Raw genomic sequence first — 20684 nt, forward strand, 5'->3', positions numbered from 1 at the left:
TTCATCCGTCAGTGAAAAGGCCGGGCGGTCAGCAATGACCGCCCGGCCTTTTTTTTCGCCTGCCATAAAGTGCAGACAAAGACACCTGTCAGATCTGACAGGTGTCGAAGGAAAAATGCTCTGTTAGCGTGCAATCTCGGCATTCACTGGTTGCGTTGCTATGGTTCCTGATGCAGATGCGCTCGTCACCCCGCCCTCCATTGCCAAAACTGCGTCCATTGCCACCAATGGACGCAGTTGGGGGGAGATCGGTGCGACCGGGCAACGGTCTTACTCACTGACGTTGCCGATCATCGCTGCGCGCTCGCTCAATCCTGACCTGCAACTGGTCTATGACGGCAACGCGGGTAACGGCAAGTGCGGCCTCGGCTGGGACTTGCCGCTGCCAGTCATCTCCCGCAAGACCAGCAAGGGCGTACCGAAATACGCACCCGACGACGTCATGCAGGCGGACGGCACCGATCTGCGACCCGAACTGACAACCCGCGGCAAGATCAAGGCAACCCGGCGCACCCGTGGCAAGGGCAAGAACGCCCGCAAGTTTTCCGTGGTGCGCTACATCCCTCGCCTGGAAAGTACGTTCGACCGCTACGAACGCTGGACCTCTGCCGACGGCAATACCTTCTGGATCGTGTTCCGCGCTGACGGCTCGCAAGATTGCTATGGCAATAACCCGGGCTCACGCATCTACGACCCGGCAGACCCAGGCAATATCGCCACGTGGTTGCTGGTGGAAACCCGGAACGCGGTGGGAGAAAACATCTTTTACGAATACAAGGCCGATGACAAAGTCGCCGACACTCGTTTTGATTACCAGGCCCAGCGTTATCTGCGTCAGGTCTGTTATTGCAACAAGACCGCCAGCACTGATCTGTATTGCCTTGGTAATGAGCAGCCAGAACTGTTGGACTGGCTGTTCCGGCTGGTCGTCGACTACGGCGAACGCGTCGCTGGCTATGACGACATCCCACCGTACACGGCTGCCAACGAAAACGCCTGGACAGTACGCTCCGACCCATTTCGCATGCATCGATTCGGCTTCGAGGTCGGCACACGGCGCCTGTGTCGGCAGTTTCTGCTCTTCAACCACACCGGCCCCGCTCCTGCCCTGGTCAATCGCCTGTTGCTGGAATACGAAACCACGCCGCAGCAATACAGCCAGCTGAAAGCCGCGCATCACATGAGTTATGACGCCGCCGGCCAGGTCAAACACACGCCTCCTATCGAGTATTTCAATCAGGCTCTTGTGCTCAACACACTGCCCCAGGCCTTCCTTGCACTTGATCGCATGCCCGGCCTCGACAACCGCCAGCCCTATCATTGTGTCGATCTCTATGGTGAAGGTTTGCCCGGTTTCCTTTGCCAGTACAACAACGCCTGGTACTACCGCGAACCCTTGCGCGGCACACCCGGGACGGACGAGATCAACTACGACCCATGGTCTTTGCTGCCATTGATCCCCAATGCCGACAGCAGTAAATCAGTGCTGCAGATCCTCACCGATCTTACCGGCAACGGACGTCTGGACTGGGTGGTCGCGCAGCTCGGTGGCAGCGGTTATTACACGCTCAACCCGGATCGAAACTGGTCATTGTTCAAACCTTTCAGCCAGTTCCCTGTGGAATTTTTCCATTATTCAGCGCGAATGGGCGACTTTAGCGGTGACGGGCTGGACTCGATGGCCCTCATCGGCCCGAACAGCGTGCGGGTGTATGCGAACCTGAGGGAAAAGGGCTTCGCTCCCGGCCAGGATGTACCCCATGCCCCGGACAGATTGCCGCTGTTCAGCGATGACAAAAGCGCACTGGTGACCTTCAGCAACATGGGCGCCAGTGGAATGGAGCTATGCCGGATTCGCCACGATGAAATCCGTTGCTGGATCAGCCTCGGCCATGGTCGGTTCGCAGAAGGTTTCAAGTTGAGCGACTTGCCGTTCAACTATGGCGAGTTCGATGCCGACCGGGTGCGTATCGCCGATCTGGACGGCTCCGGTGCCCCGGCCTTCATTTACCTGTCTTCGGATTATTTCGAAATCTGGCTCAACCAGGGCGGCAATGGCCTGGCCGCGACGCCGGTACGCGTCCCATGGCCCAGAGGCGTGCGCTATGACAACCTCTGCCAGGTGACCTTCGCCGATCTGCAAGGCATTGGCTGCGCCAGCCTGCTGCTGACCGTGCCACACATGAAACCGCGGCACTGGGTGTATCACTTTGTCAGTGAGCGGCCGTACCTGCTTACCGGCTGCAATAACAACATGGGCTACAGCGCCACCCTGAGTTATCGCAGCAGCGCACAGTTCTGGCTGGATGAAAAACGCCAGGAGCTGATCGCACTCAGGCGCCCGGTCTGCCATCTGCCGTTCCCGCAGATGGTGCTCGAATGGTTGCGTCAGGATGATGAAGTTACCGGTAATTACCTGATGCAGTTCCACGAGTATTTCGAGGGTCACTACGACGGGCTCGAGCGCGAATTCCGCGGCTTCGGCCGGGTCTGTCAGATCGACAGCGAACTGGAATCGGGCAAGGCCGAGAGCGGCCATACGGCGCCGATGCGGATGACGCACTGGTTTCATACCGGCAAAAGTATCGATCTGGTTTTGAACAATATTGGCGACCTCGACGATGAGATACAGCCACTGTGCCCCACTGTCATTTCAGCCTACGACACAAAACTTCGCAAAGAGCGCATTCGCAAGCGCCGCAAGGCCGACGACCCCGAAATTGCCTACGCCCTGGCGGGTCGCCTGCTTCGCACCGAAGTCTGCCAGGCAGACGACCCTGCCCCTGCGCGCCTGTTCTCTCTGAACGAGTCCCGCTATCGGGTGCGGGTCGTCAACGAAAGCCCATCCAGCCTGCTGGTGCTGGAACTGGAAAGCCGCAGCCAACAATACGAACGTTTCATGGACGACCCTAACTGTCAGCACGTGGTCAATCTGGCGTGGAACGAATACGGCCAACTGACTCACAGCCTGACGGTTGCCTGCGCACGCCGTCGAACCGAAACAGACGAACCGCCCTTCGATCAAGAGGATCAGCGGCGCGCCTGGGTGGACAGTCACGATGAGCAACAGCGGCACTTCTATCTGGCGGAAACCCTTGCCGAGCACACGCACCTGATCACTGACGGCCACTGGCTGCTCAATCTGCCCTTGCGCAAGCGCGGCAATGCGCTGATGTTGCCCAAGGGGGCATTGCCGGGTGGATTGACTGCGGACGCAATCAGTTTCGAAAACGTCGTCCTACACAAAGACAGTGCGCAATGGACAGCGGCCCGCGAGCTGACCTCGCTCTCGCAACAAACCTATCTGGAGGCGGCCGGCGAGATTCTGTATCCGCCATTGGCGGGGCCAACCGAGCAGGCGGTGTTCGACAAAAAAGCACTTGCGGCCTACGACGACGTCCCGATTGTCATTCGGGACGAGTTGGCAAAAATCGGCTATGCCCCGATGAAGCTGTTCTTCCCGGAAGACCCGGCACAGGATCTGCTGCAAAACCTGTGGTCGGCACGGAGCGGCTTCTTTACTTACGACAATGCCAACGGTTTTTATCACGTCACCGATGTGCAACCGACCGCCAGCCATGGCGCAACCCACATCACCCGGGACGCAGACCATCTGCTGACCATTGCCATAAGACCGCCGGACGGCTGCGTCACGACAGTGACCTACGACATGCACACACTGCTGCCGTGGAGTGTCACCGACCCCAACGAGAATATTCACGAAGTGCTGTACGAAGCGGGGGGGCATCCCATCGCGCACAGTTCTCATGGAACCGAAGGGGGCGTGCGCGCCGGTTTCGAACCTCTGTCCGTTTATCCACCTCAGTCTGATCTGAGCGTCGAGTTTGCCCTCGCCAATCCGAAAACCGTGCTGGCGTCCGCTGCCGGCGTGGTGCGCACCGATCTGTTCAGCTGGATGCCATTGCTACCGGTCAAAACGGCGCGGCTCAAAAGAAAGCAATGGATCGCCAACGGCCTGATCCTGCCCGACGGGCACATACGCGCATCGGCCCTGCGCGGGTTGACCAGGCTGAAAAAACGCACTGCCAGCGAACAGACCCTGCTCAATATCATCCAGACCGCCCTCAGGCAGCCGGTTCACAGCCTCAACCTGGTTGCCGACCGCTACCACACCGACCCGTTGCAACAGATTCAGATGACCCTTCGCTACGTCGACGGATTCGGCCGGGAACTGCAAAACAAACAGCTAGTGCCGCCGGGCGATGCCTTTGTGGCCACGTCCGATAACGGCCTCGAGACCGGCGCCGACGGCAAGCCGATTGAAATGCCCGCCGCGCGTCGCTGGCGGGTCATGGGACGCATCGAATACAACCACAAGGGCGAGCCGATTCGGACCTATCGCCCTTATTTCCTCAACACCCATCGCTGCATCAATGACAGCGCCATGCGTGAGCACGGCTATCACGACCAAATGTTCTACGACGCGTTGGGGCGTCCGGTCCGGACACTCAATGCCTTGGGCGATCTGGCGTTCGAGCTTCTGCATCCGTGGTTCAAACTCAGTTACGACTTCAACGATACCCACGAACCAGCGCCCGCCGGGCCGGCGAAGAAAACCACGCCGGCAAAACCTGCAAAACGGGTCAAGTCATGAACACCGGCGTGCACCATCTCACACCGAAGATGTCGGTAATCGGCCCCCGTGGCGAGGCTGTCAGGCACGTTGACTATCTGCGCACGGTGGCCGGCGGAGAGGTGCGAGCGCTCATCAACCGACTGCAATATGACGTGGCCGGCCACCTGGTTGCACAGCGAGATCCGCGCCTGTCCACACCCAATACAACAACGGTGCACAGACTCGATGGCATGGCGGTCAGAACCCACAACGTCGACGGCGGAGAACACACTGTCCTGCCGGGCCTCGGCAGCGAGCTACTGCAAAGCTGGGATGCAAACGACAATCACCGGGAGATGGGCTACGACCCGCAACTGCGGCTGCGGAGCGTCACGGAAAACGGGGTAACCGGCATCGAAAACTTCAACTACGACGACGCCCTGGCCGACCCGACGCACAACCTGCGCGGTCAGATGACGGCGCTAAGCGATCCATCGGGCACGTTACAAATCAACAGTTTCGCCATGAGCGGCCCGTCACTGGAAGAAACCCGCACCTTCAAGGACGGCAAGATCTGCACCAGCCGCCAGCGCTTCAGCGCCGTCGGTGCGCGGCTGCAAATCACCGACGCCGGCGGGCATGTACAGCAATCGACCTACGACATCGCCGGGCAGCTTATTCAAGTGCAGCTGCAACTCAGAGGACAAAACCTCCAGAATATTTTGAACGGCGCGACTTACAACGCTGCCGGCCAGATCACCGAGCAACGGCTCGGCAACGGCGTGACCAGCCACTGGCACTACCGGCAGGCCGACGGATGCCTGCTTCGCCAATATGCGCAAAAGGCATCAGAACCGGCGGTTCAGGATTTCGAGTATGAGTACGACGCAGCAGGAAACGTCATCCGGATTGTCGCTCCCACCTACAAAACGACGTTTTTCCGCAACCAGCGGGTCGACGGTGAACGTGCATTTGTCTATGACTCGATGTACCGGCTGAAGCACGCCACTGGTTACAGCGACGCCCCGCCCGCAGACAACCCCGGGCGGCCGCAACCCACCGATCCCAATGACCGACTCAACTACGTCGAGTCTTTCGAATACGACGATGGCAACAACCTGAAGAAATTGACCCACGTTCGCGACGGCAACACCTACACCCGCGAGATGTTCATTGACCCTGCGAGCAATCGCGGTGTGCGCTGGAAAACGGGGGACCCGGTCCCTGATTTCGGCGCTCTGTTCGACCCTGCCGGCAATCTCAGGCATCTGCAGGCCGACCAGCCGCTCGACTGGAACAGCCGCAACCAACTGCAATCGCTGACCCTCGTCGAACATGGCAGCGGGCCATCGGATCAGGAGCTGTACCAATACAGCCAGGGCACCAGGGTCTACAAACGTCACGAAACCCACACCGGCAAAGTCAGCCACGTGGATGAAGTGCATTACGTGGGAAGTCTGGAAATCCGCATCAAAAGCAGCGGTGAGGAATTGCACCGGATCACTGTCGCAACCGGTATCGGTGAGGTGACTTGCCTGCACTGGGTAGCCGGAAAGCCGCCGGGCATCGATGTTGATCAGGTGCGTTATTCCCATTCCGACCACCTGGGATCGAGCGTGACGGAGATTGATCAACGGGCGCAGATAATCAGCCGCGAAAGCTACTACGCCTTCGGCGGCACCGCGTCGATGGCGGCCCGCTCGCAGATCGAAGCGGACTACAAGTTCATCCGCTACTCAGGCGAGGAAGCGGACGCCACCGGGCTTTATTACTACGGCGCGCGGTATTACGCGCCGTGGTTGTGTCGCTGGGTCAGCAGCGACCCGGCCGGGGATGAGGACGGGCTGAACCGGTACGCATTTGTCGGGAACAACCCGATGACATACGTCGACACTAACGGGCAGACCAGGACACCTGCAGAGCTGAAAAGGCAGGCTGACTACTCGATGAACTTCCTGAGTGCAGCCAACAGACAAATGGACGTTCTCGAGCGACAGATTGACAACCTTTCGAGTCGGAGTCGGTTCCGTACCGTCACCACTGCAAAATTTGTCGTACAAGTCTCGAAGGTTCTTGCCAGTTGGTTCTCCACAAACGATCTCTTCAGTGCGGTGGAAACATTAGCCGGAGGAGATCCTTATTCATCAATGGTGGGTGAACTCAAGGGGCTGACCGTCGGCAACTTCACCGCTGATCGTTCCGCTGAACTGGTCGATATGGCCCTTTCAAACTTTCAGGACGTTTCCAACCCTCTGATACCCCGCAAAGCCGATATATCGGCTGAATCAATCTCGCAACAGGCGAGGGGTGTGGAAAGTGGCCCCCTCGATGCTTTCATGCACATCAGATCTTTTGAGCCAAAGGACGCCATCGAAGCCTCGGTCAATGCCATCTCCGCCACCGGGGGATCACAACTCTACGGCGTCGGAGAATTAATAGAACTCGCGAAAGTGGCAGAACAGGGAAGCAGGGCCGAAGAAGGCATGTTTTCACAAGAGATCGACGCGCATCTGAATGCGCTCGACGCATTGCGTGAGAAAGTTGTCAGAGTATCCAATGCAGGCCAAATAGCCTTCAGCGAGCTTGGGGTCAACGAGTTCTACAACTCGGATGTCGATCATCTACTCGATCTGGCGCAAGGGAGAGTCGGCACTCAACAAGCCAGATCAGTCAGACTCGATAATCTGCACGCACTCACTGAAAAAGCCTTGTACGTTGTCGATGACAGAAAGCAAATGCTCAAGACCTATGGCAGGCGGAACGCGCACAAACAGAAGAACAACTAACAACCGACAGGTGATCAAACCGGGCACGCAAAGGTGAAAATCTGGTCAAGTGGCAATGATGGACACCCAGGGTCATCAGGGGAAAATCACTGACATGCTCCGCGGTCTGGCAAACACGCTTCGACACCACCGGGCCAGACAGAGGGCAGCCCGTGAACACACGGATTTTATAGTGTGATAACACTGCCAGCACCCGGCGACATGCTATCGTGCCCGCCCGTCCTGCCATCCGTTTGCCCCAGCATGCTGCCGACTTCCCGTACCCTGCGTCTGTCGTTGTATACCCTGCTGATCATCGCCGGTGCCGCCCTTGCTGCAACGCTTGCGATCCGCCACGCCGAGCGCCAGGCGCTGGAAGAAGACGCGGCCCGGGCCAATCAGCAACTGGCGCTGTACGCCAACTCGCTGCACACCCTGATCGACCGCTACCGCGCCCTGCCCGCCGTGCTGGCGCTGGACCCGCAATTGCGTGCGGCGCTGGCCGGCCCGGTCGACGCCGAACAGCAAGCGGCGCTCAACCTGAAACTGGAAAAGATCAACGGCGCGGCGCAGTCCTCGACGCTGGAACTGCTCGACCACACGGGCCTCGCGGTGGCGGCCAGCAACTGGCGTCTGCCTAGCAGTTACGTCGGTCACAACTATGGCTTTCGCCCCTATTTCAGTCAGACCCGCACCCAGGGCACCGGGCGTTTCTACGCGGTCGGCGTAACCAGCGGGATTCCCGGTTACTTCCTGTCCAGCGCGGTGCTCGGCGACAACGGCGAGTTCCTCGGGGCGATGGTGGTCAAGCTCGAATTCCCCGAACTCGAACGCGAATGGAGCCAGGGCAGTGACACCCTGCTGGTCAGCGATGCGCGCGGCATCATCTTCATCGCCAACCAGCCCGGCTGGCGCTATCGCCTGCTGCACCCGCTGAGCCCGGCCGATTACCGCGAGATCAAGGCCACCCGCCAATACGACAAACAGTCGCTGGTACCGCTGACGCATCTGGCGCTGCGCAGCTTCGATGACAACAGTGATCTGCGCCGCGTCGAAGGCCCGCAAGGCACGGCGGATTACCTGTGGGAATCGCTGCCGTTGAGCGCCGAAGGCTGGACCCTGCATCTGCTGCGCCGCCCGCAAATATCTTTCGAGGATCAGCGCAATGCCGGGCTCGCCGCCGCCGGAGTATGGCTGGCGCTGGTGTTCCTGCTGCTGTTCCTCAATCAGCGCTGGCGCCTGGCGAAGATGCGCCAGCGTAGCCGCGAAGAGCTTGAGCAACTGGTCGAGGAACGCACCCGGGATTTGCGCACCGCCCAGGACGGTCTGGTGCAGTCGGCAAAACTGGCGGCACTGGGGCAGATGTCCGCCGCGCTGGCCCACGAAATCAATCAGCCGTTGACCGCCCAGCGCATGCAACTGGCGACCCTGCGTCTGCTGCTAGATCATGGCCGGGTCGATGACGCCTACAAGGCGCTCAAACCGGTGGATGACATGCTCACGCGCATGGCCGCCCTCACCGGCCACCTGAAAACCTTCGCCCGCAAGAGCCCCAGCGGTTTGCGCGAACGGCTGGATCTGGCGACGGTGGTCGATCAGGCCCTGCAATTGCTCGATACGCGTCTGCGCGATGAACAGGTCAGTCTGGTGCTGCACCTGACCCGTCCGGCCTGGGTGCGTGGCGATGCGATCCGTCTGGAGCAGGTGCTGATCAACCTGCTGCGCAATGCCCTCGATGCCATGCAGGGCAAACCCTGCAAGCGTCTGGAAATCCGCCTGGAAGCCGACGAGCAACTGTGGCGCCTGAGCGTCATCGACAACGGCGGCGGCATCGCCGAAGAACATCTGGGTCAGGTGTTCGATCCGTTCTTCACCACCAAACCGGTGGGTGACGGGCTGGGTCTGGGGCTGGCGGTATCCTTCGCCATCGTCCATGAATCCGGCGGGCGCCTGTGCGTCGAAAATGGTGACAATGGCGCAGTGTTCAGCCTGACCTTGCCGATCGATCTGGAGGCGCATATCTGATGCTCAACTCGGTGATGGTGGTCGATGACGAAAGCAGTATTCGCAGTGCCGTCGAACAGTGGCTGAGCCTGTCCGGGTTCGAGGTGCAGCTGTTCAGCCGCGCCGAGGAATGCCTGGCGGCGCTGCCCGCGCATTTTGCCGGGGTGATTGTCAGCGACGTGCGCATGCCCGGCCTCAGCGGTCTTGAACTGCTGGCCGAAGTGCAGCGTCGGGATGCCGACCTGCCGGTGATTCTGCTGACCGGCCACGGCGATGTGCCGATGGCGGTCGAAGCCATGCGCGACGGCGCCTACGATTTTCTGGAAAAACCCTTCAGCCCCGAGACCCTGCTCGGCAGCCTGCGCCGGGCGCTGGACAAGCGTCGCTTGGTGCTGGAAAACCGCGCCCTGCACGAACAGGCCGACAACCGCGCCAGACTCGATGCGACGTTGCTCGGTGTGTCCCGTGGCTTGCAGACCTTGCGCCGGCAGGTGCTGGACCTCGCAACATTGCCGGTCAACGTGCTGATCCGTGGCGAGACCGGCAGCGGCAAGGAACTGGTCGCCCGTTGCCTGCACGACTTCGGCCCGCGCGCCGACAAGCCGTTCGTTGCGCTGAACTGCGCGGCGATCCCCGAGCAGTTGTTCGAAGCCGAGTTGTTCGGGCATGAGAGCGGCGCGTTCACCGGGGCCTCCGGCAAGCGCATCGGCAAGCTGGAATACGCCGACGGCGGCACGCTGTTTCTCGATGAAATCGAAAGCATGCCCTTGGCTCAGCAGGTGAAACTGCTGCGGGTGTTGCAAGAGCAGAAGCTGGAGCGGCTGGGGTCGAACCAGAGCATTCGGGTGGACCTGCGGATTGTCGCGGCGACCAAACCCGATTTGCTGGATGAAGCGCGGGCCGGGCGTTTTCGTGAAGACCTGGCGTATCGCCTGAACGTCGCCGAGTTGCGATTGCCGCCGCTGCGGGATCGTCGGGAGGACATTCCGCTCTTGTTCGAATCCTTCGCCCAGAGCGCCGCCCAGCGCTTGGGCCGCACGTTCCCGCCGCTCAGTGGCGCGCAGTTGAGCCATCTGCTGAGTCATGACTGGCCGGGTAATGTGCGGGAGCTGGCGAACGTCGCCGAGCGGCAGGTGCTGGGGCTGGATGAACCGGTGCAGGGGATTGATCCGGGGCAGTCGCTGGCGGCGCAGCAGGAAGCGTTTGAGGCGCAGTGTTTGCGGGCTGCTTTGACCCGGCACAAGGGGGATGTGAAAGCCGTGCTTGAAGAACTGCAACTGCCGCGTCGTACGTTTAATGAAAAGATGCAGCGGCATGGTTTGACCCGGGAGATGTTCGTACCCGACTGATCGTTTGATGATTGATCGTTCCCACGCTCCGCGTGGGAATGCCTCAATGGACGCTCTGCGTCCGCTTTGGGACGCAGAGCGTCCCCGGCTGCATTCCCACGCAGAGCGTGGGAACGATCACGCTGAATGAGCGGAAATCCGCTCATTCATTCCGGATCATCGGCAAAATCCCGCTCAACCCATCTCCCCAGCCCCTCTAAACCGGCCCTCCCCTCGTTGGCACAGCTCCTGCTATAGCCCTCGCAGGCTGCGTTTCAACGCGCTCCACAAAAACAATTAAACGAAGGATCCTTCAATGGATAACTCCAACGCCCTGCCTCTTGGGTCGGCTGCCGTGCCGGCCAAAGAACGAACCACCGCCAGTCGCATCAAGTCGATCTTCAGCGGTTCCGTCGGCAACATGGTCGAGTGGTACGACTGGTACGTCTATGCCGCCTTCTCGCTGTACTTCGCCAAAGCCTTCTTCCCCAAAGGCGACACCACCGCCCAACTGCTCAACACCGCCGCGATCTTCGCCGTGGGCTTCCTGATGCGCCCGATCGGTGGCTGGCTGATGGGCCTGTACGCCGACAAGGTCGGACGCAAAAAAGCCCTGATGGCCTCGGTTTACCTGATGTGCTTCGGCTCGCTGATCATCGCCCTGAGCCCGGGTTATGAAACCATCGGTGTCGGCGCGCCGATCCTGCTGGTGTTCGCCCGCCTGCTGCAAGGCCTGTCGGTCGGTGGCGAATACGGCACCTCGGCGACTTATCTGTCGGAGATGGCGACCAAGGATCGTCGCGGCTTCTTCTCCAGTTTCCAGTACGTGACCCTGATTTCCGGCCAGCTCATCGCGCTGGGCGTGCTTATCGTGCTGCAACAGTTCCTGACCACCGAAGAGCTGTACGCGTGGGGCTGGCGTATCCCGTTCGCCATCGGCGCGCTGTGCGCAATCGTGGCGCTGTACCTGCGTCGTGGCATGGAAGAAACCGAGTCGTTCACCAAGAAAGAGAAGTCCAAGGAAAGCGCGATGCGCACCTTGCTTCGTCATCCGAAGGAACTGCTGACCGTGGTCGGCCTGACCATGGGCGGTACGCTGGCGTTCTACACCTACACCACCTACATGCAGAAATACCTGGTGAACACCGTCGGCATGAGCATCTCCGACTCCACCACCATTTCTGCCGCCACGCTGTTCCTGTTCATGTGCCTGCAACCGATCATCGGCGGCCTGTCCGATAAAATCGGTCGTCGTCCGATCCTGATCGCCTTCGGCGTGCTCGGTACGATCTTCACCGTGCCGATCCTGATGACCCTGCACACCATCCAGACTTGGTGGGGCGCGTTCTTCCTGATCATGGCGGCGCTGATCATCGTCAGCGGCTACACCTCGATCAACGCCGTGGTGAAGGCCGAGCTGTTCCCGACCGAAATCCGCGCCCTGGGCGTCGGCCTGCCGTACGCACTGACCGTGTCGATCTTCGGTGGCACCGCCGAATACATCGCACTGTGGTTCAAGAGCATCGGCATGGAAACCGGTTACTACTGGTACGTGACCGCGTGCATCGCGGTGTCCCTGCTGGTGTACATCACCATGAAAGACACGCAGAAACACTCGCGTATCGTCACTGACTGATCGCAAAAAAACGCGCGAAGGTGCAAGAACTTCGCGCGTTTTCTTTTCTGTCCGATTTCCCGATCAGGACAATTCGGCAACCCCCTGTTTGCTGCCATAACGCTTCTGCGCATACGACGCCCCGACGATCATCACCAGCAGAATCCCCGCCAGCACCGCCGACGAACCGATGGTGCCGAAATCCAGTCCGCCCTTCTCATGGGACTTGGTCATCAAGTCGCCCAATGTCGCGCCAAACGGCCGGGTCAGCACGAACGCCACCCAGAACAGCGCCACCGACGAAATCTTCGTGAAGTACTTGAGCAGCACGACCACGCCAATCGCCGAGCCGATCAACAGCGCGCCACCGGCAAAGCCCAGGCCGGAGTCGTCCGCCAGGTAATCGCCGAGCGCGGTGCCCAGGGTGTTGGAGAACAGAATCGCCATCCAGTAGAACATCTCGCCGCGAAAGCTCTGCACCTTGGTGACGTTGAGCGAGTCGCCGCTCAGGCGCCAAGCCGCGAAGATCGCCAGCAGGATCGCGATCAGGATCATGGAACCGGTGGCGTAACCCAGTTCCAGCGTGCGGTCCATGAAGTCGGACATGGTGGTGCCGGCGGTGCTGGTCGACAGGATCACGATCCAGTACAGCAACGGCTTGTAAGTCTTGGACATCAACTGCGCGACCAGCGTCAGGACAAACACGCTGATCAGGATCAGCGAGCTGATGGCGTAGCCGACGTTAAGGGTCATCGACAACAAATCCCCCGCGGTTTCCCCCAGGGTCGTCGCGCAGATTTTCATGACCCAGAAGGCCAGGGTGATTTGAGGCAGTTTATTCATCGCAGGCAACGCTCCAGTGTGTGACGGCCGGTTTTTGGCTTTATGGCCGTGGGCAGACTGGCGTTGCGCGGGTGAAAAACCGGTCGGGAATCCATGAAAATTCTGTCACACACGCAAAAAACGGCGATTAATCACCGGTTAATGCCCCTGCCGCATCCTGCACCTACCTGATCGATTAACTGCGCGACGCTCGCTCCGACGACGAAAGCGAATTGAATGTGTCGCCCTTAATATCAATTTAATCGATTGTTTCTAGCATTATTTTGCGCTTTTTAATCAATTTAGTTGGCGTAGCATGAACCCCATGCGAAACACATCGCCAACGAATTTCGAATCTGGAGAACGACCATGAAAACCAAACTGATCCTCGCCCTGACCCTGTCCGTACTGGCCGCCAACACTTTTGCCGCCGACGGTTCGGACAAAACCAAATCCGCCGACTTCATTTCCGGCGCCAGCGCTGCCATCGAAACCAGCCACACCGGCGCCTACGCTGCCGATGGTTTCGATAAAACCAACGTTGGCAAAGCCGTTGCTGCCGATGGTTTCGATAAAACCGGCACTGCCAACGCCATCGCTGCAGACGGTTTCGATAAAACAGGCACCGCAAACGCCATCGCCGCCGACGGCTTTGATAAAACCGGTACCGCCGCTGCCATCAACTGATTGCCAGAATGCAGACACCAAAGCCCGGCCATTGCCGGGCTTGTTCATTTCCAAAGGTCGGTATTTGATCTTCGCGGATCGGACTTGCACTATTGGTCGCTTATAGAAGCCTTCAGGATCACCCCGCCATGCCCGATGACATCCATTTCTACGAACCGGCCAACGGCCACGGCCTGCCCCACGATCCGTTCAACGCCATCGTCGGCCCGCGTCCCATCGGCTGGATTTCTTCGCAGGATGCCGAGGGCCGGCTGAACCTGGCGCCCTACAGCTTTTTCAACGCGTTCAACTACATTCCGCCGATCATCGGGTTCTCCAGCGTCGGTCGCAAAGACAGCCTGAACAACATCGAGCAGACCGGCGAATTCGTCTGGAACCTCGCCACCCGACCGCTGGCCGAGCAGATGAACCAGAGCTGCGCGATGGTCGGGCCGGAGGTCAACGAGTTCGAACTCGCAGGGCTGACGCCGGTGGCGTCGAAGGTGATTGCCGTGCCGCGCGTGGCCGAAAGCCCGGTGTCCTTCGAGTGCAAGGTCACCCAGATCATTCAGTTGCAACGCGCCGACGGCGAGACCGTGCCGAGCTGGCTGGTGCTCGGCGAAGTGGTCGCCGTGCATATCGCCAAGTGGCTGTTGAAGGACGGGATCTACGACACGGCCGCCGCCGAACCGATACTGCGGGGCGGCGGGCCGGCGGACTATTTCCAGCTGGGGCCGGAGGCGTTGTTCAAGATGTGGCGCCCGGGGGCAACGAAGTAAGCGCTTACCAGATCAGCTCGGCGTCGTCGGTAACGCCCTTGAGCTTGTCCAGCTCATTGATCGCGGCTTCATCGGCCGCGATGGCGCCGGGGAAAACCTGATCGTTCAGCAATTTGTGAAAGCGCGGTGCACCGCCGTCGACCAGGGCCTTGACGGCGATCGCCGCGTGATAACCCTTGTTGCCGCCCAACTCGACGGGGACTACAGCGGAAACCGCTTCGAAGTGTTCGAACTCTTTACGTGCCATATCGCAGGTCCTGGCTCAATCGGATAAGCCCGACATTAAACATTCAACCGGCGAGTTTGTGTATCGGCGCAGTGCATTGCCCTACGGCCTGTGCGGCCGAGACTTCCTTGAAGGTGTGGAAATCCAGGCTGTTGACCACCAGGTCCTGCACCAGCTCGGCAAAGATTTCCATCGACGGGCTGCTGAAATACGCGGTCATCGATTGCTGGTTGTTCCAGAAACCGGAGACCAGCCACAACTCCGGATCACACTGCGAATGCTGCAAGGCGAAGCTCAGGCAACCGGGGGCGGCACGGGACGGTTCGATCAGGGCGCTCAGGCGCATGCCGAGTTCCGCCGAGCGTCCGGCGCGCGCTCGAACGAAGGCCATATGACTGACGGGAATCTGCTTGGACATGTTCAACCCTCCCAGGGAGTCGCGTGGCAGCCGGGGACGGGCTGCGACAGGATTCAAGGTTAAGGGCCGCCTCCCGTTCGCCGTTAGTCGATTCCTGCCGTCGCGTTGCACAATCCTGCGAGACTGTCGTGCAGACCTGTAACAAGTCGTGAATTGCTGTCACCGTCCTGTCACACCGGTTTCGGGCAACTCTGACGATCTGCGTCCTGCTATGGCTGGACGAGTCAACAAACCCATGCAGGATCAGGCAAGCATTTCGCAGGATGTGTCTACCGCTTGCGCTTGCACAAACTTATGCTCTGCTCCCATTCCATCCCTTGCCGAGGAGGCTGTGCATGACGTCGTTCGATCGTTTTCAGGCGCCGCCCGATGCCGACATGGAAAAGCAGCGCGCGGAACTGGCGGCCATCATTCGCCGCAACACATCCGAAGATGGCAGTTATGCCACTGCCGTCGGCTCGCTGTTCATGTCGCGCCACACCCAGTCCCATGACTTCGCCCCGGTGCTCGCGCAACCGGCGCTGTGCATCATGGCCCAGGGTCGCAAAGAGGTACGGCTGGCGGACGAATTCTTCAATTACGACCCGCTTAATTACCTGGTGGTATCGGTCTCGATGCCGTTGAGTGGTCGGGTGGTGAATGTCTCGCCCGAAGAGCCGATCCTCGCCGTGCGCCTGGACATTGATCCTGCGGAAATCACCGCGCTGATCGCCGATGCCGGCCCGATGGGCGTGCCGACCCGTCCGACCGGACGCGGTTTGTATGTGGAGAAGATCGACAGCGCCATGCTCGATGCGGTGCTGCGTCTGGCCCGCCTGCTCGACGCGCCGAAAGACATCGCCATGCTCGCGCCGCTGATCCGCCGGGAGATTCTCTATCGCCTGCTGCGCAGTCCGCAGGGCCATCGGCTGTACGAAATCGCCATCGCCAACAGCCAGAGCCACCGCATCAGCCAGGCGATCAAATGGCTCAACGGCAACTTCGAACAGCCGCTGCGCATCGATGATCTGGCGAAGGAAGTGAACCTCAGCGTCTCGACCCTGCATCACCGTTTCAAGGCGATGACGGCGATGAGTCCGTTGCAGTATCAGAAGCAGCTGCGCCTGCAGGAGGCGCGGCGTTTGATGCTGGCTGAAGGGCTGGAAGCGTCGGCGGCGGGGTATCGGGTGGGGTATGAAAGTCCGTCGCAGTTCAGTCGCGAGTACAGCCGGTTGTTTGGCGCGCCGCCGTTGCGGGATCTGGCGCGCCTGCGATTGAGTGTCTGATCAGGCGCCGAGCACCCGACACGCCTCACTCGGCAACGTCACCGACACCGGATGCCCGATCCCCAGACCGAAGCCCTGACACGGCGTACTCAGCGCCGTAAACGTCACGCCGGAACACTCCACCGTAGTCTCGATGGTCGCGCCGATGTCGCGCACAAACGTCACCTTGCCCAGCAGGCGATTGCCCGCCGTGGCCTGGGGCGCCGACAGTTGCAGGTCTTCGGGACGAATCAGCATCTTCACTTTCTGCCCGACTACGATGCTGCTGCAGATCGGCACTTGCAGGGCATCGCCGCCCGGCAGCACGACCTTGCCATCGCCCAGTGCGGTGGCCGGGAAGATATTGCCGGAGCCGATAAAGTCCGCGACGAATTCGTTGGCCGGGTGCCGGTAGATTTCAATCGGCGTACCCACCTGCTGCACCCGATGCTCGCCCAACACCACCACGATATCGGCCATGGTCATGGCTTCACGTTGATCGTGGGTAACCATGATGGTGGTGATGTTCAAGCGTTGCTGCAGCTGACGGATTTCCACCTGCATCGACTCGCGCAACTTGGCGTCCAGCGCCGACAGCGGTTCGTCGAGCAGAAGGATTTTCGGGTGCGAAGCAATCGCCCGGGCAATCGCCACTCGCTGACGCTGGCCACCGGACAGTTTCGCCACCGGACGATCAATCATCGGTTGCAACTGGATCAGCTCCAGCAACTCCACCACCCGCGCCTGTTGATCAGCCTTGCTCACACCGCGCAGTTTCAGCGGATAGGCGATGTTCTCGCCCACGGTCATGTGCGGGAACAGCGCCAGCGACTGAAACACCATGCCGAAGTTGCGCAGATGCGCCGGGGTGTGGCCGATGTCCTCGCCGTCCAGGCGGATCTCGCCGCCGGTGAGGGTTTCCAGCCCGGCGATCATGCGCAGCAACGTGGTCTTGCCGCAGCCCGACGGGCCGAGGAAGCACACCAGTTTGCCCTCGGGCAAATGCAGGTTGACGTCTTTTACCGCGCAGGCCGAGCCGTAGTGTTTCTCGACGTTTTCCAGAATCAGACCAGACATAAATCACCTCAAGAAATCAGAACGAAACGCCGCCCTCACCGACCAGCTTCTCCAGCGCCCAGATCAGGACGAAGTCGATCAGCACGATCAGCACGGCAAACGAGAACACGGTTGGGTCGAGCGAAGACACGGTGCGGCTGTACATCCAGATCGGCACGGTCATGACGTCGATGGTGTAGAGGAAATAGGTCACGGTGAATTCGTTGAACGAGACGATGAACGCCAGCAGCATCCCCGCCAGAATCCCCGATTTCATCAACGGCACCACCACATCGACGATGGCCCGCAACGGCGAAGCGCCGAGCATCTGCGCCGCCTCTTCGACTTCGCTGCCGATGGAAAGCATGGCCGCCGTGCAGTTCTTCACCACGAACGGCAGCGCCAGAATCACGTGAGCAATCACCAGCCGCGAGGTGGTCATGTGGAACGGCAGGCTGTCGAACACCAGCAGCAACGCCAGCCCCAGCACCACCATCGGGAACACCAGCGGCAGCGACATCAGCTGCAGCGCCACACCCTTGCCACGGAACTCGCAACGGGTCAGCGCGTAGGCCGCCGGCACCGCGATCAGCGTGGCGAAAATCATCGTCAGGCACGCCACCAGCAAACTGGTGCCCATGGCCTGGCCGAGGCTCAGCACATCGCTGGCATCGGGCGAAACGAAGGTGTGCCACGCCGCTTTGTACCACTGCAGGCTGTAGCTGCTCGGCGGGAAGTCAAGGTTAGACGCGCCGCTGAACGACATCACGATCATGGTCAGGATCGGCAACACGGCCAGGAACAAAATGATCCCGGAAAGAATGCCGGCGAACTTGCCGGTGTCGCCCGGCAACAGCGACTGACGCTTCTTGATCAGGGCACTCATTGCGAAGCCTCCAGCAGACGGCGACGGCGGCCGGTGATGTATTCGGACAAGGTCATGATGGCGAGCGTGGTGACGATCAGCACCACACCGGCGGCGGATGCGGCGGGCCAGTTCATCAGCGGGGCGATCTGGTCATGCACCATCACTGCGAGCATCGGCACGCGCCGACCGCCGAGCAGCAACGGCACCACGAAGCTGCTGGCGTTGTAGGCGAACACCAGGGTCGCGCCGGTGATGATCCCCGGCAGACTCATCGGCAACACCACCTGACGGAACACTTGAAAGCGGCTGGCACCGAGTGTCGCGGCGGCTTCTTCATAGCTGCGAGCAACACCGCGCATGGCGCTGGCAATCGGCAGCACGGCCAGCGGGAAAGCGGTCTGCACCAGGCCCATCAACACGCCGTTCTGGTTGTACAGCAACATGATCGGGCGCTTGATCAGACCCAGGCCCATCAGGGTCTGGTTGAGCATGCCGCCGGGGCCGAGGATCACCAGCCAGCCATAGCTTTGCAGCAGCAGGTTGACCAGCAGCGGCAACAGCACCGCCGCCAGAAAAATCCGTCGCACGAACGGTGAGGTCAGGCGCGACATGGTGTACGCCACCGGGATCGCCAGCACCACGGCGATCACCGCGCTGATCAGCGCCAGACGCAAGGTCAGCAGCAACGATTTGAGGTAGTAGGGTTCGAGCAACTGCGCGTAACTGGCCAGGCTGAAACCGGACCACTCCGCGCCCTTGGTGCCGACGCTCATGCGCAGCACCAGCAGGCTGGCGGCAATCAGCACGCCGAGAAACAGCATCGACGGCGTGAGAAAAAACCACGCCCGCGCGGTCGGCGAAACACCGCGCGCCGGGCGCGCGTCACCCGCGCCGACCGGTTGGGTCAGGGATTGATGTTCCATAGCAATGATCTCGTCAATGGAAAAACAACTGACAGACACTGCCTTCAAATCCACCGAGAAACCTGTAAGAGCGAGCTTGCTCGCGATAGCAATCTGTCAGTGACATCACTGTCGACAGGTAGGCCGTCATCGCTGGCAAGCCAGCTCCCACAGGGGTTTGCGGTGTTCTGAAGGTTTGTGTTTGCGTCAGGAAGAAAAGATTTCCGTGTAGCGACGAATCCACTGGTCATGCACGGTCGCCAGGAAGGCGTTGTCGTGCATGATCGCCTTCTCCGCGATCTGCTCCGGCGTGAGGATGAACGGGCTCTTGCGCGCTTCGGCGGAGATGATCGCCTTGGCGTTGACCGGACCGTTGAAGATGTCTTCGGCCATCTTGCCCTGCACCAGCGGGTCGAGGGAGTGGTCGATGAAGGCGTAGGCCAGGTCGGTGTCGCCCGGACGGTTCTTCGGCATTACCGAAAGCATCAGGTCGGTGTAGAAACCTTCCTTCATGCCGAACGTGGCGCCGAGGCCATAGTTCGGGTCGCGGATCTGCTTGGGGAAAAACGCCGGGGCATACAGGCCGCCCATGTCCAGGGAACCGGTGCGGAACAGCTCGGCGATCTGGTTCGGGTTTTCGCCCAGGGTCACCACGCGGTCTTTCAGCTCGGCGAGTTTCTTGAAGCCCGGCTCGATGTTGTGCTCGTCACCCCCGGCCAGTTTGGCGGCGATGATGATCAGGTCCATGGCCTCGGTCCAGTTCGGCGGCGGCAGGAAAATGCTTGGTGCCAAATCGGCGTCCCACAGCGCGGCGTAACTGTCCGGCGCTTCCTTCTGGGTGCGGGTGCTGTAGACCAGACTGTTGCACCACAGCAGGTAACCGATGCCGTGACCGTTGGCCCCGGTGCGGTATTTTTCCGGGACGTCGACCAGGTTGGGAATACGGTTGAGATCGGGTTTTTCCAGCAGTCCGGCAGCCGCCAGACCTTCGGCGCCGACGCCAGCCAGGGTGATGATGTCGTACTGCGGGCGGTCACCACCGGCCTTGAGCTTGGCGACCATTTCCGAGGTGCTGCCGGTACGGTCGGCAATCACTTTGGCGCCGGTCTTGGCTTCGAACGTTGCAGCGATGTTGCGCAGTGCAGCGAGGCCCGTGTCATCGGACCAGGTCAGCAGGCGCAGGGTCTTGCCGGCAAAGCGGGTGTCGCTGGCACTGGCCCGGATGAAGGGCATGCTCATGGCCGCCGCGGCCACCGAGGCCACGCCGACGGTTTTGATGAATTGACGCCTGTTCAGATCGTGCTCGCCCATTTAGGACTCCCATTTTTTTTGTAAGTATGAGACTGATCGCAACCCTTGCATCTGCCTGACCGACATGGCTCAAGCGCCCGGTTTCAAAGGGCTTGAGCGTGGTC

General features: G+C 60.4%; 15 protein-coding genes. 8 read left to right on the top strand and 7 right to left on the bottom strand.

All coding sequences use genetic code 11. The annotated features are described in order from the left end of the window. The first annotated feature begins 160 nt into the window (after positions 1-160). The 5 genes from AC07XZ_RS09030 (at position 161) to AC07XZ_RS09050 (ending at position 12309) form a co-directional block, all read left to right on the top strand. Positions 161-4615 (top strand): SpvB/TcaC N-terminal domain-containing protein, encoded by a 4455-nt coding sequence (locus AC07XZ_RS09030; protein WP_102687229.1) that lies wholly within the window; start codon positions 161-163, stop codon positions 4613-4615. Further along, entirely contained in the window at positions 4612-7362 is a 2751-nt protein-coding gene (locus AC07XZ_RS09035) for an RHS repeat-associated core domain-containing protein (protein ID WP_102687228.1), read from the top strand. Before AC07XZ_RS09030 ends, AC07XZ_RS09035 begins: the two co-directional genes overlap by 4 nt. Before the next feature lie 243 nt (positions 7363-7605). Then, positions 7606-9366, top strand: coding sequence for a sensor histidine kinase (locus AC07XZ_RS09040; RefSeq protein WP_102687227.1), 1761 nt, complete (start codon positions 7606-7608; stop codon positions 9364-9366). Then, positions 9366-10694 (top strand): sigma-54-dependent transcriptional regulator, encoded by a 1329-nt coding sequence (locus AC07XZ_RS09045; RefSeq protein ID WP_085745238.1) that lies wholly within the window; start codon positions 9366-9368, stop codon positions 10692-10694. Before AC07XZ_RS09040 ends, AC07XZ_RS09045 begins: the two co-directional genes overlap by 1 nt. Positions 10695-10989: 295 nt before the next feature. Continuing rightward, positions 10990-12309 carry an MFS transporter gene (locus tag AC07XZ_RS09050; RefSeq protein ID WP_011335686.1) on the top strand — a complete coding sequence of 440 codons (1320 nt, stop codon included), beginning with the start codon at positions 10990-10992 and terminating at the stop codon, positions 12307-12309. A gap of 63 nt (positions 12310-12372) precedes the next feature. Here the strand turns inward: AC07XZ_RS09050 and AC07XZ_RS09055 are convergent, their stop codons facing one another. Next, positions 12373-13131 carry a COG4705 family protein gene (locus AC07XZ_RS09055; RefSeq protein ID WP_085745240.1) on the bottom strand — a complete coding sequence of 253 codons (759 nt, stop codon included), beginning with the start codon at positions 13129-13131 and terminating at the stop codon, positions 12373-12375. A 348-nt stretch (positions 13132-13479) separates the two neighbouring features. Here AC07XZ_RS09055 and AC07XZ_RS09060 point away from each other — a divergent pair, with 348 nt between their 5' ends. Beyond that, entirely contained in the window at positions 13480-13797 is a 318-nt protein-coding gene (locus AC07XZ_RS09060) for a hypothetical protein (protein WP_102687226.1), read from the top strand. A gap of 128 nt (positions 13798-13925) precedes the next feature. Further along, positions 13926-14555, top strand: a complete 630-nt coding sequence (locus tag AC07XZ_RS09065) for a flavin reductase family protein (RefSeq protein WP_011335689.1) — start codon at positions 13926-13928, stop codon at positions 14553-14555. A 4-nt stretch (positions 14556-14559) separates the two neighbouring features. Here AC07XZ_RS09065 and AC07XZ_RS09070 read toward each other — a convergent pair whose 3' ends face one another. Both AC07XZ_RS09070 and AC07XZ_RS09075 read right to left on the bottom strand, forming a co-directional pair. Further along, positions 14560-14802, bottom strand: a complete 243-nt coding sequence (locus tag AC07XZ_RS09070) for a hypothetical protein (protein ID WP_007960172.1) — start codon at positions 14800-14802, stop codon at positions 14560-14562. A gap of 43 nt (positions 14803-14845) precedes the next feature. Continuing rightward, positions 14846-15199, bottom strand: coding sequence for a putative quinol monooxygenase (locus AC07XZ_RS09075; RefSeq protein ID WP_102687225.1), 354 nt, complete (start codon positions 15197-15199; stop codon positions 14846-14848). A 335-nt stretch (positions 15200-15534) separates the two neighbouring features. On the opposite strand from AC07XZ_RS09075, the gene AC07XZ_RS09080 reads away from it, so the two are divergent. Beyond that, entirely contained in the window at positions 15535-16464 is a 930-nt protein-coding gene (locus tag AC07XZ_RS09080) for an AraC family transcriptional regulator (RefSeq protein ID WP_039765922.1), read from the top strand. Here the strand turns inward: AC07XZ_RS09080 and AC07XZ_RS09085 are convergent, their stop codons facing one another. From AC07XZ_RS09085 to AC07XZ_RS09100, 4 genes are all read right to left on the bottom strand, one after another. Then, entirely contained in the window at positions 16465-17520 is a 1056-nt protein-coding gene (locus AC07XZ_RS09085) for an ABC transporter ATP-binding protein (protein WP_007960168.1), read from the bottom strand. It lies immediately after the preceding gene. A 16-nt stretch (positions 17521-17536) separates the two neighbouring features. Beyond that, positions 17537-18385 (bottom strand): ABC transporter permease, encoded by an 849-nt coding sequence (locus AC07XZ_RS09090; RefSeq protein WP_064599073.1) that lies wholly within the window; start codon positions 18383-18385, stop codon positions 17537-17539. Further along, positions 18382-19290: an ABC transporter permease gene (locus AC07XZ_RS09095; protein ID WP_085606686.1), complete on the bottom strand. Its 909-nt coding sequence runs from the start codon at positions 19288-19290 to the stop codon at positions 18382-18384. The genes AC07XZ_RS09090 and AC07XZ_RS09095 overlap by 4 nt, the downstream gene beginning before the upstream one ends. A gap of 186 nt (positions 19291-19476) precedes the next feature. Further along, positions 19477-20580 (bottom strand): ABC transporter substrate-binding protein, encoded by a 1104-nt coding sequence (locus AC07XZ_RS09100; protein WP_085606688.1) that lies wholly within the window; start codon positions 20578-20580, stop codon positions 19477-19479. Between the last annotated feature and the right edge of the window lie 104 nt (positions 20581-20684).

The sequence above is a fragment of the Pseudomonas sp. GW458-11-26-14-LB4 genome, from assembly GCF_059423925.1.

Bases quoted from the DNA above. Each gene is read 5' to 3' on its own strand.
- AC07XZ_RS09030 (WP_102687229.1), top strand. From the start codon at position 161: ATGGTTCCTGATGCAGATGCGCTCGTCACCCCGCCCTCCATTGCCAAA.
- AC07XZ_RS09035 (WP_102687228.1), top strand. From the start codon at position 4,612: ATGAACACCGGCGTGCACCATCTCACACCGAAGATGTCGGTAATCGGC.
- AC07XZ_RS09040 (WP_102687227.1), top strand. From the start codon at position 7,606: ATGCTGCCGACTTCCCGTACCCTGCGTCTGTCGTTGTATACCCTGCTG.
- AC07XZ_RS09045 (WP_085745238.1), top strand. From the start codon at position 9,366: ATGCTCAACTCGGTGATGGTGGTCGATGACGAAAGCAGTATTCGCAGT.
- AC07XZ_RS09050 (WP_011335686.1), top strand. From the start codon at position 10,990: ATGGATAACTCCAACGCCCTGCCTCTTGGGTCGGCTGCCGTGCCGGCC.
- AC07XZ_RS09055 (WP_085745240.1), bottom strand. From the start codon at position 13,131: ATGAATAAACTGCCTCAAATCACCCTGGCCTTCTGGGTCATGAAAATC.
- AC07XZ_RS09060 (WP_102687226.1), top strand. From the start codon at position 13,480: ATGAAAACCAAACTGATCCTCGCCCTGACCCTGTCCGTACTGGCCGCC.
- AC07XZ_RS09065 (WP_011335689.1), top strand. From the start codon at position 13,926: ATGCCCGATGACATCCATTTCTACGAACCGGCCAACGGCCACGGCCTG.
- AC07XZ_RS09070 (WP_007960172.1), bottom strand. From the start codon at position 14,802: ATGGCACGTAAAGAGTTCGAACACTTCGAAGCGGTTTCCGCTGTAGTC.
- AC07XZ_RS09075 (WP_102687225.1), bottom strand. From the start codon at position 15,199: ATGTCCAAGCAGATTCCCGTCAGTCATATGGCCTTCGTTCGAGCGCGC.
- AC07XZ_RS09080 (WP_039765922.1), top strand. From the start codon at position 15,535: ATGACGTCGTTCGATCGTTTTCAGGCGCCGCCCGATGCCGACATGGAA.
- AC07XZ_RS09085 (WP_007960168.1), bottom strand. From the start codon at position 17,520: ATGTCTGGTCTGATTCTGGAAAACGTCGAGAAACACTACGGCTCGGCC.
- AC07XZ_RS09090 (WP_064599073.1), bottom strand. From the start codon at position 18,385: ATGAGTGCCCTGATCAAGAAGCGTCAGTCGCTGTTGCCGGGCGACACC.
- AC07XZ_RS09095 (WP_085606686.1), bottom strand. From the start codon at position 19,290: ATGGAACATCAATCCCTGACCCAACCGGTCGGCGCGGGTGACGCGCGC.
- AC07XZ_RS09100 (WP_085606688.1), bottom strand. From the start codon at position 20,580: ATGGGCGAGCACGATCTGAACAGGCGTCAATTCATCAAAACCGTCGGC.